This window comes from Pseudomonas sp. FW305-20 (assembly GCF_058788075.1).
The window spans coordinates 15618-26729 of record NZ_JBYTAJ010000036.1 but is presented as its reverse complement, the minus strand read 5'-3'; the positions used below and the strand labels follow the sequence as shown (position 1 = coordinate 26729).

The 11112-nt window shown below is 58.3% G+C and carries 11 protein-coding genes and 1 tRNA gene; 3 read left to right on the top strand and 9 right to left on the bottom strand.

Annotation, left to right across the window (positions count from 1 at the left end; all coding sequences use genetic code 11):
* Positions 1-197 precede the first annotated feature (197 nt).
* The 7 genes from AC3WP4_RS24065 to AC3WP4_RS24035 all read right to left on the bottom strand — a co-directional run bounded on the left by AC3WP4_RS24065 (position 198) and on the right by AC3WP4_RS24035 (position 3896).
* Complete coding sequence (locus tag AC3WP4_RS24065) at positions 198-452, bottom strand: helix-turn-helix transcriptional regulator (protein WP_102616221.1); 255 nt, start codon at positions 450-452, stop codon at positions 198-200.
* The gene (locus AC3WP4_RS24060; protein ID WP_102616220.1) at positions 449-691 is read right to left on the bottom strand and encodes a helix-turn-helix transcriptional regulator; all 243 of its coding nucleotides are present in this window, start codon (positions 689-691) and stop codon (positions 449-451) included. Before AC3WP4_RS24060 ends, AC3WP4_RS24065 begins: the two co-directional genes overlap by 4 nt.
* On the bottom strand, positions 688-1026 hold the full coding sequence (locus AC3WP4_RS24055; protein WP_102616219.1) for an ogr/Delta-like zinc finger family protein: 339 nt from the start codon (positions 1024-1026) through the stop codon (positions 688-690). Before AC3WP4_RS24055 ends, AC3WP4_RS24060 begins: the two co-directional genes overlap by 4 nt.
* A gap of 122 nt (positions 1027-1148) precedes the next feature.
* Entirely contained in the window at positions 1149-1328 is a 180-nt protein-coding gene (locus tag AC3WP4_RS24050) for a helix-turn-helix domain-containing protein (RefSeq protein WP_256581217.1), read from the bottom strand.
* Between the two features lie 132 nt (positions 1329-1460).
* Positions 1461-2342, bottom strand: coding sequence for a hypothetical protein (locus AC3WP4_RS24045; protein WP_102616217.1), 882 nt, complete (start codon positions 2340-2342; stop codon positions 1461-1463).
* Between the two features lie 73 nt (positions 2343-2415).
* Entirely contained in the window at positions 2416-3651 is a 1236-nt protein-coding gene (locus tag AC3WP4_RS24040; protein WP_102616216.1) for a tyrosine-type recombinase/integrase, read from the bottom strand.
* A gap of 168 nt (positions 3652-3819) precedes the next feature.
* Positions 3820-3896 (bottom strand) — tRNA-Arg (locus AC3WP4_RS24035).
* Positions 3897-4246: 350 nt separating this feature from the next.
* On the opposite strand from AC3WP4_RS24035, the gene gabD reads away from it, so the two are divergent.
* From gabD to AC3WP4_RS24020, 3 genes are all read left to right on the top strand, one after another.
* Positions 4247-5689, top strand: coding sequence for an NADP-dependent succinate-semialdehyde dehydrogenase (gabD, locus tag AC3WP4_RS24030; protein WP_102616215.1), 1443 nt, complete (start codon positions 4247-4249; stop codon positions 5687-5689).
* Between the two features lie 197 nt (positions 5690-5886).
* A complete protein-coding gene (gabT, locus tag AC3WP4_RS24025; protein ID WP_074872471.1) occupies positions 5887-7164 on the top strand; it encodes a 4-aminobutyrate--2-oxoglutarate transaminase in 1278 nt (425 codons plus the stop codon).
* Positions 7165-7314: 150 nt separating this feature from the next.
* Entirely contained in the window at positions 7315-8529 is a 1215-nt protein-coding gene (locus AC3WP4_RS24020; RefSeq protein ID WP_102616214.1) for a response regulator, read from the top strand.
* 126 nt (positions 8530-8655) lie between these two features.
* On the opposite strand, the gene AC3WP4_RS24015 is transcribed toward AC3WP4_RS24020, so the two are convergent.
* Positions 8656-9645, bottom strand: a complete 990-nt coding sequence (locus AC3WP4_RS24015; protein ID WP_074872475.1) for a GGDEF domain-containing protein — start codon at positions 9643-9645, stop codon at positions 8656-8658.
* Positions 9646-9883: 238 nt separating this feature from the next.
* Positions 9884-11071, bottom strand: a complete 1188-nt coding sequence (gene desA, locus AC3WP4_RS24010) for a delta-9 fatty acid desaturase DesA (RefSeq protein ID WP_074872477.1) — start codon at positions 11069-11071, stop codon at positions 9884-9886.
* Between the last annotated feature and the right edge of the window lie 41 nt (positions 11072-11112).

Below are 11112 nucleotides of genomic sequence, written 5' to 3'. Positions count from 1 at the left end.
TGATGCAAGCTCGACCGCCTGCCAAAACGGCTCAAAGATCCGGTGTGCGTGTTATGCTCGGCGGTGTATGTTGAGAGGTAATTAGCCCTGGTAGCGTTGGCGCGCTTGCCGGGGCTTTGTCTTTTCTGAGGCATGCAAAACTCCTGTCCGCTCGGCGTGAGGCCAAGCAGCGATGTGATTCGTCGTGAAGTAAGTTGTTAGCGGTTGGTCAACTGGACCTGGTTGCGCTCTGCCAGGCGTTCAGCGATCCATTGATCAACTTCAGCCTCCAACCAAGCCACACTGTTGATGCCGATTGGCATTGGCCCAGGGAAAGTACCGGCGCGAATGTCTGCGTAGATTGCTGCCCGACTCTTCCCTGTTTTTTGTTCAACCTCACGTCTACGCAGCAGCCGATTGCCTAGCTCAATACGTTGCACGGGTTGGAATGGCTTCGGCGTAAAGCGGCTCATGCACGCTGCTCCCGTGCACTGATTCGGCTCTGTATCCAAGCCTGAACTTCGCTCAATACGAATGCCACTGGAGCATTGCGCGCGCCGCTGTCGCTGAGCTTCACCGGCCTTGGAAAGGAGGCGTCGCGTTGGATCATCTTGTACACGGTAGGACGCGCAAGCCCGGTCATTTGCTGTAGCTCGGGCATGCGGACTAGCGCGACAGAAGTGTCATTGCGCAAGTTTTTAGGCTGATTCATAGCCGATTCTCCTGGCCAACGCTCACCTGCCTCACGGACAGGGGATCTTCACGATCAGTAGGTAGCCCAAGCACTCTGAGCACGCCTCGGCGGATCGCGCTGGGGGCGTAGGGCAGTTGGATATCCACGTTTGGCCGACTTGGTGGGCTGAGGCGGTGAGTAATTTCGTCAATCCCAGCAAAAGTGGCGCCACACACCGCGTTTTTACAAACCAGAAAAGTTTTCGACAGCAGTAAATGCTCGCTATTAGAGCTGCGTTTGATCAATGCGGCGCCGCAATCTGGGCAGGGCCGTTTAACTTGCGGTTGCGATCTGAGTCTAGGGTGAGTGGTCATGATCAGGCTTCCTGGTCTGGATTGCCCAAGCATCATTGATCTCGCCCAAGACTGAAATTCTCCGGGGTTGTGAGCTGAGCCATTACAGGTGGTTAGACTCTTGGCGGTTGCGGAGAAAGCCATCACGCGACCCCTGTGCCAGGGCGAAGGTTGGCCTGTAGCCAATCGGCAATATCGTGTGCCCGGTAGCGTACTAGACGCCCGACTTTCACGTAGGGGAGGGTATTGCGGCCGACGCTGCGCCAGGCGGCCAGCGTTCGAATAGAAACACCCAAGACATGGGCTGCATGCTCGGGCGTCATCAGGTCAGCGCTGAGCGCTGTAGGGCAATGTGGATGCATCTTCGACTCCATAGGACTGTCAGCGACTACGGAGGCGAGTGTGTAATGGTCAGGTGCGAAGGTGTGTGAAGTGGTAAATGGGACCTCCCATCGTCAGCTGATGGTTTTCAAGGCCTTGCGCAAGCGTTCTTCAAAGCCCCTGTGTCCAGCGCCATAGCCGCTGTAGTTCAACTCTTTGGCAGTATCAGAGAGCTTCATTGCAATGCCTCTAGTATTGGGGCGTCCGTCTATCCTGAGGTTCAGATGCAAGCCTGGCTTGGACTCTTTCTGATCAAGCTTTTCTGCTAAGTCAGCGATGACGTGGGCCGCAAGTGCCAATGTTCTTAACATCGGCTCGGAGTGTTCATCATCGGTCAGGTGTTCGCGTTGTTCGGCAAATGGAATGCTGCCGCCTGTTTGGGCGCAGCGTGCGACCCAATTCTGGAGCTCCTTACCATCATCACCGTATTTAGAAACCTCCATGACAGGCGCCAACTCTCGGCTGGCCGGCAAATTCTGGTGGTATGCCAGCAAAATATCAGTGTGGACAAGTACAACGAAATCGATGTCGGCCAGAGACAATGGGTGTCCCATTTCATCAACTGCGAGGCAGACGCCAATCGGTGAACTCTGGAACAGGTCTCGCACATTGATGCCAACGTAGTCATTCCAGGTCGCTAATTCAGGATCGAGCGTAAAAGCCATGCTGACCGAAAACGACGTGTAGTCGTCGAATGGGACGGGTCCACTGATGACTGCCCTGAGTGGATAGGCGAATTCCTCTTCAGTGCTGTTGAGGTACTCCGGCGCGTTCAAATGAGTCGTTTGATTTGCAAGGTCGAATAGCCCAAGGGTTACCGGTTCGACAGGCCAGTAATGGGCTTGCAATTTTTTTTGCTGAATTGCGCGCCAAAGTTGTTCAGCGCTGTAGTTACGTACGCCGATGTGATCTGCAAGCCAATTCGCTGCACTGGCGACTGTGTGCCACTCACTCATAATTGTCTCCGCATTACCAATCTCGCTAATGATTCGTTTCCACGGCGTCTCACAAGCGTGGAGGTCGGTGGCTTTAGCTCTTGGCGTTGAAGTCGACAGTAATGACGTTTCCACGCTCAAGCTTGTCCAGATGATCCGAGTACCATTGCATCATTTGCCGTCGCTGCTCGAGGTAGATCGCCTTGTTGTAGATGCCGGAAACGCCCCCTTCGACGTGGGCCAGCTGCGCTTCAACGTGCTCGCGGGGAAAGTTGTTTTCACGCAAGGTTGTCGACGCGATATGACGGAAGCCATGGCCTGTCTGCCGGCCGTCATAGCCCATGCGACGTAGCGCCATGTTGAACGCCATATTGCTACGCGCTTTCTTGCGGTCGTTTCGGCCAGGGAAAAGCAGCGGGTAACGGCCGTTGATGGTTTGCAGTTCCTTCAGCGCCTCGAGCGCCTGCCGTGACAGGGGTACAAGGTGATCGCGGCGCTTCTTCATCCGCTCGGCCGGAATACTCCACAGCCCCTTTGCCAAGTCGAACTCAGACCAGGGCGCCTCGCGTAGCTCGCTGGGTCTGACACCGGTCAGCATCAACAGGCGAAGGCCCAGCCGCAAATCCGTAGCGTGCGGATATGCACTAATTGCCCTTAGGAGGTCAGGCAGCTCCTGAGCGGTGACATGGGCATAGTTTTCGGCTGGCTTGCGCTGCAAGAAGCGGCTGAGTCCTTCCAGGGGATTGTGGATGGCTCGTCCGGTAACTCGGGCGAGGTCATAGATTTCCTTGCAGGAACGGCGCACCCGCTTCATCTGCTCGAGGATACCCTTCCGCTCCAGCGTCTGTAGAAAGTCCATCCACTGCTTGGGAGTGATTTCCGTGTAAGGGCGTTTGCCGAACACGGGGAAAACGTGGAGTTCAAGAGATCCGCTATTCCGGCGAGCGGTGCTCGCCGCCCAGGTGGGTGTGCGTAGCTCGAGCCACTCGCGGGCCAGCATCTCAAATGTGTTGGTCGCGGTCTCGAGCTCGGTCGCTGCTCGGGCCTTGCGTTTAGCGATGGGGTCTTCACCATCGGCAATCTCTTTACGTAGTTCGCCAGCCTTCTTCCGGGCCAACGCACCACTAACTTGCGGATACCCGCCAAGCCCCATCCAGCTCCACTTAGATTGCTGATTCTTGTAGCGCAACTGCCATGACTTTTGACCGTCCGGCTTTACTCGCAGGTACAGGCCGTTGCCATCAAGCTCGCGATATTCGCGGGTCTCTGGTTCGATGCTCGCCAAAACCGTGTCGCTGAGTGGCCTACGTTTGATTCCGGAGCGTTTCACGTCCGTGTATCCCTTCAGTTCGAAGATTGCCCAGGGATACACCCTGGGATACAGGGGGTGAGGTTATAAGGGGATACAGCGGGAGACAACCAGAAACAACAAAGCCCGCACGGGGCGGGCTTTGCAGGGAGTTTCGTAGACATCTGTAGACAACTAGAAACAACGATATGGTGCACCAGGCGGGATTCGAACCCACGACCACTGCCTTCGGAGGGCAGTACTCTATCCAGCTGAGCTACTGGTGCAATGCGGGCGCCATGATACTCATATGCACTGCGGGCGTCCATGCTGCTGAATCGCCTGCGGTTTTCCAAAGCGTAACCTGTGTTTGCTACGTTGATCAGAAAAATTAGGCAAATGCGGCGTTTTCGTTCTTTTTTTCGAACGCCCTATTGTCCTTTCCCAGCATTGATCCTAGGATTCGTTCGAGATATCAAACGCTCTTGTCTGGGTGCTGAACCGCACGAGTTTCAATCAGTGCGCTATTTATGTGCTTCAGCCCGGTGAATGATTTCCCTGACGGCAGCCTTTAAGGCGCCTTTCTACAATCATAATTCGCTCCGCGCTTGCCGCGGTGCTGTTAAGGAAAGCCGACATGCAGCTTAAAGACACCCAGTTGTTCCGCCAGCAAGCCTTTATCGATGGCGCTTGGGTTGATGCGGACAATGGTCAGACGATCAAGGTCAACAACCCGGCAACGGGCGAAATTCTGGGCACCGTGCCGAAAATGGGCGCTGCCGAAACCCGCCGTGCAATCGAAGCCGCTGACAAAGCGCTGCCGGCCTGGCGTGCACTGACCGCCAAGGACCGCGCCAACAAACTGCGTTGCTGGTTCGAACTGATCATCGAGAACCAGGACGACCTGGCTCGTCTGATGACCCTCGAACAAGGCAAGCCATTGGCCGAGGCCAAGGGTGAAATCGTTTACGCCGCTTCCTTTATCGAGTGGTTCGCCGAAGAAGCCAAGCGCATCTACGGGGATGTGATTCCGGGTCACCAGCCAGACAAGCGCCTGATCGTGATCAAGCAGCCAATCGGCGTGACCGCTGCAATCACCCCGTGGAACTTCCCCGCCGCGATGATCACCCGTAAAGCCGGCCCGGCCCTGGCCGCCGGTTGCACCATGGTGCTCAAACCTGCTTCGCAAACCCCGTTTTCCGCATTCGCCCTGGCCGAACTGGCCCAACGTGCCGGCATTCCTGCCGGTGTGTTCAGCGTGGTGACTGGCAGTGCCGGCGACATCGGCAGCGAGCTGACCAGCAACCCGATCGTGCGCAAACTGTCCTTCACCGGCTCGACCGAAATCGGTCGTCAGCTGATGGCTGAATGCGCCAAGGACATCAAGAAAGTGTCTCTGGAACTGGGCGGCAATGCGCCGTTCATCGTGTTCGACGACGCAGACCTGGATAAGGCCGTCGAAGGCGCGATCATTTCCAAGTACCGCAACAACGGCCAGACCTGCGTCTGCGCCAACCGTCTGTACATTCAGGATTCGGTCTACGACGCGTTCGCCGAAAAACTGAAAGTGGCCGTGGCCAAACTCAAGATCGGTAACGGTCTGGATGACGGCACCACCACTGGCCCGCTGATCGACGGAAAAGCCGTGGCCAAGGTTCAAGAGCACATTGCTGACGCGATCAGCAAAGGCGCAACCGTTCTGGCCGGTGGCAAGGTCATGGAAGGCAACTTCTTCGAGCCGACCATCCTGACCAACGTGCCGAACAACGCTGCCGTGGCCAAGGAAGAAACCTTCGGTCCATTGGCGCCACTGTTCCGCTTCAAAGACGAAGCCGACGTGATCGCGATGTCCAACGATACCGAGTTCGGTCTGGCTTCGTACTTCTATGCTCGCGACCTGGGTCGTGTGTTCCGTGTGGCTGAAGCCCTGGAATACGGCATGGTCGGCGTCAACACCGGGTTGATCTCCAACGAAGTCGCGCCGTTCGGCGGCATCAAGGCGTCGGGCCTGGGTCGTGAAGGCTCCAAGTACGGCATCGAAGATTACCTGGAAATCAAATACCTCTGCCTGGGCATCTAAGCTCGAAGGGATAAGCCCGGCAAGGCATTGCTTCAAACGCAAAGGGCACGAGAGCGCTGTCCCTTTGCGTGCTTCAAACGGAATTTTCTCTGTGGTGGGGAAAGCTGTGGCAGTCGATCATCGCATGCTGCCGTAGTTGCCTCCCCGCCGCATTTTCCTTGAACCACGCCGCCCGATGAGCGGTGAATGAGGACTTTATGAGCAAGACTAACGCATCCCTGATGAAACGCCGCGAAGCCGCTGTACCACGCGGTGTTGGCCAGATTCACCCGATCTTCGCCGACCATGCGAAGAACGCCACCGTGACCGACGTTGAAGGTCGCGAGTTCATCGACTTCGCCGGCGGTATCGCCGTGCTGAACACCGGTCACGTGCACCCGAAAATCATCGCCGCCGTGACCGAACAGCTGAACAAGCTGACCCACACCTGCTTCCAGGTACTGGCCTACGAGCCGTACGTGGAAGTGTGCGAAAAGATCAACGCCAAGGTGCCGGGTGATTTCGCCAAGAAAACCCTGCTGGTGACCACCGGCTCCGAAGCCGTGGAAAACTCCATCAAGATCGCCCGCGCCGCCACTGGCCGTGCCGGTGTGATTGCGTTCACCGGCGCTTACCACGGTCGCACCATGATGACCTTGGGCCTGACCGGTAAAGTCGTGCCTTACTCGGCCGGCATGGGCCTGATGCCAGGCGGCATCTTCCGCGCGCTGTACCCGAACGAATTGCACGGTGTGAGCATCGACGATTCGATCGCCAGCATCGAACGCATCTTCAAGAACGACGCCGAGCCGCGTGACATCGCTGCAATCATCATCGAGCCGGTTCAGGGCGAAGGCGGTTTCTACGTCGCGCCTAAAGAGTTCATGAAGCGTCTGCGCGCGCTGTGCGACCAGCACGGGATCCTGCTGATCGCTGATGAAGTACAAACCGGCGCTGGTCGTACCGGCACGTTCTTCGCCATGGAGCAGATGGGCGTTGCTGCCGACCTGACCACCTTCGCCAAATCCATCGCTGGCGGCTTCCCGTTGGCCGGTGTTTGCGGCAAGGCCGAATACATGGACGCCATTGCTCCAGGCGGCCTGGGCGGCACTTACGCCGGTAGCCCGATCGCTTGCGCCGCGGCCCTGGCCGTGATGGAAGTGTTCGAAGAAGAGCACCTGCTGGATCGCTGCAAAGCTGTCGGCGAGCGTCTGGTGACTGGCCTGAAAGCCATTCAGGCCAAGTACCCGGTGATCGGCGAAGTCCGTGCCCTGGGCGCGATGATCGCGGTCGAGCTGTTCGTTGATGGCGACAGCCACAAGCCGAACGCTGCTGCTGTGGCATCGGTTGTGGCCAAGGCGCGTGACAAGGGTCTGATCCTGCTGTCCTGCGGCACTTACGGCAACGTTCTGCGCGTGCTGGTACCACTGACTTCGCCGGACGAGCAACTGGACAAAGGTCTGGCAATCATCGAAGAGTGCTTCTCTGAGCTTTGATTTAAAGTGCTCCGATGAATGTGTGAACTGATCGACAAAAAAACCCGCTTCGGCGGGTTTTTTTGTGTCCATGGAGCCCATTGATGGCAAATGCGCTGTATCGAATGGCCATCATTGACTAAGGTGCAAGCACGACTTTGGAGTGTGTAAATGACTGCTGTGGTGTTACCCGCTGCGCCGCGTGTGCTGATTGCCGAGGCCGATCCCTGGTCCCGCGATCTGCTCAAGCAGGTTTTGTTGAATGTGCGCTGTGACGCGCGGCTGGATCTGTGTGCCGATGGTCAGGAAGCGCTGCACCTGTTGGCGGAAAATCCTTACGACCTGGTGATCGTCGATTGGGAGCTGCCCGGCGTCGATGGTTTGAATATCTTGCGCAATGTCCGTCAGCGCAAACGCAACCCGCCGCTGCCGTTCATTCTGATGAGCAACCGTAACGACAGCGCCAGCGTTCGCGAAGCTCTGCCGCTGGCGCCTGCGGCGTACCTGACCAAACCCCTTAACATGGAAAACCTGACCCAGCGCCTGCAGGATTTGCTGTTGAATGCCGGGGAAGAGGTGTCTTGCGAAACGCCTTCACTGTCGCCAGGCATGACGTTGGCGGTTTACCTGGAGCGTCGTCGTGAGCTGGCCGACGGTGCGCCGCTGATGACTGACGTGCAGTTGGCGGTCAAGCGCAGCCTCAATCCCAATGGTCTCGACCTGACACTGCTGCATGACGAGATTCGTACCGATCCGCAAGTGACCGCTGTGCTGATCGCCGCTGCCAACAGCGCGGCCCAGCACCATGGCGCCGCCGTACAAACCCTGTCCCAGGCGCTGCACCGCCTCGGCACCGGGCAAAGCATGAACCTGATTCTGGGGCTGGCCCTCAAGCGCAGTGCCCGACTCAGCGATCCGTTTCTGGCCGACTATGCCGAGCGCTATTGGGAGCTGTCGCTGCGCACTGCCGAGTATGGGCGGACCCTGGCGCGCTTGCTGGATCTGGATCAGGAGCGCTGTTATTGCGCCGGCATGCTGCATCGCCTCGGCGACCTTGCGCTGTTGCGGTGTTTGCAGGAGTGGAAGCAGGCCGGGGGCGAGCTGGATGAATGGGAGGAGGTTGGCGAGGCGCTGGCCGAGTTCGGCGCGGCTTATGGTTCGGCGCTTCGCACTCGCTGGCGCCTGCCGCTGGAGCTGCGAGAGCTGATTGCGGCGGTCTACCAGTTCGGTGGCGGGGTTTACTCCCGCGAAGCGCTGGTGATGAACATGGCTGCGCAACTGGCGCGCCTGACCGAGCATGAGGGCATTGAAGACCTGGCGAAGAGCCGGACGGCGCGGTTGCTCAAGATCGGATTGCCGGAGCTGATGCGCTTACGCAAGAAATAACGCAGGGAGATCGTTCCCACGCTCTGCGTGGGAATGCCGCCCCGGACGCTCCGCGTCCCTTCGCAAGTCGCGACGCAGAGCGTCACAGGATGCATTCCCACGCAGAGCGTGGGAACGATCATGGGCTCAGGATGAGACGATGCGGTTCTTGCCCTGGTGTTTGGCCTGGTACATTGCCGCATCTGCGCGGGCAAACAGGTTGTCCACGCTTTCGTCCTCGGCGGTGAGGCTGGTCAGGCCCTGGCTGACGGTGATGCCGAACGTCTGGTCGCCATGGCTGAAACGCAATCGCTGAATCTCCCGTTGCAGGCGCTCGGCCACTTGCATGGCCATGTCTGGCGCACAGCCGGGAAACACCGCAGCGAATTCCTCGCCACCAATTCGCCCGAACACATCACCTCGCCGCAACGTCGCGCGACCGCACTCGGCGATTCGTTGCAGCACGTTGTCGCCTTCCTGGTGGCCGTAGGTATCGTTGATCACTTTGAAGTCATCGATGTCCAGCAGCAGGAAGGCCAGCGGCGTGCGTTGGTGCAGTGCCTGTTCGAATTCACGGTGGGCGCAGTCGAAGAAGTGTCGGCGGTTGCTGCTTTGGGTCAGCACGTCGGTGGTGGCCAGGCGTTGCAGCTCGGTTTCCATCTGCTTCTTGTCAGTAATGTCTTCGGCAATGCCGACAATGATCACCGGTTGCCCTGGTTCGGCCTGGCGGTTGATGAAGCACTTGTCACTGAGCCAGCGGACCTGGCCGTCGGCGGTAATGATTCGGTACTCACGGTCTTCAACGGCGCCTTTGACCAATACTTCGGCCAGGCTGCGTTCGGCATAGTCCAGATCGTCGGGGTAAATGCTGTCGCGCCATTGGTTGTAGTCGGACAGTAACAAGCCTGCGGAGCGGCCGAAAATCCGTTCATACGCCGGGCTGACATAGAGCACGCGACGAGATTCCCAGTCGAAAGCCCAAAGCACCGCGTTGACGCTCACCAGCAGAGTGCTGAACAGTTGTTCTCGTTCACTCAGGCGTGCCACTTCGCCTTGCGCGTGCATTAGCGCCAGCAGGGTTTGCGCAGCCTCGGGCCACTGCGGGAGGGATGAGTCTTGTAGGCTTTTATTGACCATAGACACAAAATCTCAAAGGGCGTGTGCCGCTCGAGGGTCGAAAGCGGCCAATACCAGAGCCCGCCTGAATGGCGAAGTGTCTTTGAGATAGGGGATTTTGAGCGAAGTTCCCGCCTTATGTGGTGAGGGAGCTTGCTCCCGCCGGGCGGTACTGGCGACGCGTTTTTCAATGAAAGAACGCCTCGCCAGGTTTTGCGACTGCTGCGCAGTCACGCGGGAGCAAGCTCCCTCGCCACAGTCAGACTGCAGCGGCAGGGCGCAGGGAGTAGGTTTTCAACTGGTCGGCGAAGTCGCGCAGGGATTGAATCCCGCTGGCTTCGGCTTCGTGTACCCAGTCCTTGATGGCGGCCAGCATGTCGTGACCATTTGAGCTGGTCTTGACCCAGATCTGCTGCAAGGCCAGGCGTTTCTCGTAAATTACCTTCAGCGCCTGACTGTGCTCGAGCATGGTCTGAATGCGAACGTGATGTTTGTCATCCAGCAGGCTGGTTTCCCGCGAGAGCAGGCGCTTGGCGCGGTGGAACTGGTGGCGGACCGAGTGATCGACTTTTTCCAGCTCTTGCTTGACCAGCGGTGCGATTACCAATTTGCGGTACTGGGCCATGATCTGGAAGCGGTTGTTGAGGATCGCCATGGCGGTGTCCATGTCCAGGTTGCCTTTGCCTTCGACCCGATGGGCGATGGGTGCAACACGCTGAACCTTGGCCAGGCGCAGGAAGCTGAAGACCTGGATCCAGGCCCAGCCGAGATCGAATTCCCACTTCTTCACCGACAGTTTTGCCGAATTAGGGTAGGTGTGATGGTTGTTATGCAGTTCTTCGCCGCCGATCAGGATGCCCCACGGCACCAGATTGGTCGCCGCATCGCGGCATTCGAAGTTGCGGTAGCCGATGGCATGGCCCAGGCCATTGACCACGCCGGCGGCCCAGACCGGGATCCACATCATCTGGATTGCCCAGATGGTGATGCCGATGGTGCCGAACAGCAGCAGGTCGATGACGCCCATGATCGCCACGCCCAGCAGCGGGAAACGGCTGTACAGGTTGCGTTCGATCCAGTCTTCGGGACAGTTCTTGCCGTAGATGCGCAGGGTCTCGGGGTTTTCCGCCTCGGCGCGGTACAGCTCGGCGCCTTTGCGCAGAACGGTGGCCAGGCCCTTGATGACCGGGCTGTGCGGGTCATCGACGGTTTCGCATTTGGCGTGGTGCTTGCGATGGATAGCGGTCCACTCGCGGGTGTTCTGTGCCGTGGTCAGCCACAGCCAGAAGCGGAAGAAATGTTTCAGGCCAGCATTGAGCTCAAGCGAGCGATGGGCTGAATAACGATGCAGATAGACCGTGACGCCGATGATCGTCACGTGGGTCATCAGCAGGGTGACTGCCACCAGTGACCAGGGCGACAAGCCGAGAAAACCTTCGTACCACATAGGCTATTGGGCCCTCGATAAAGAAAAAAACAGCCGTTGCA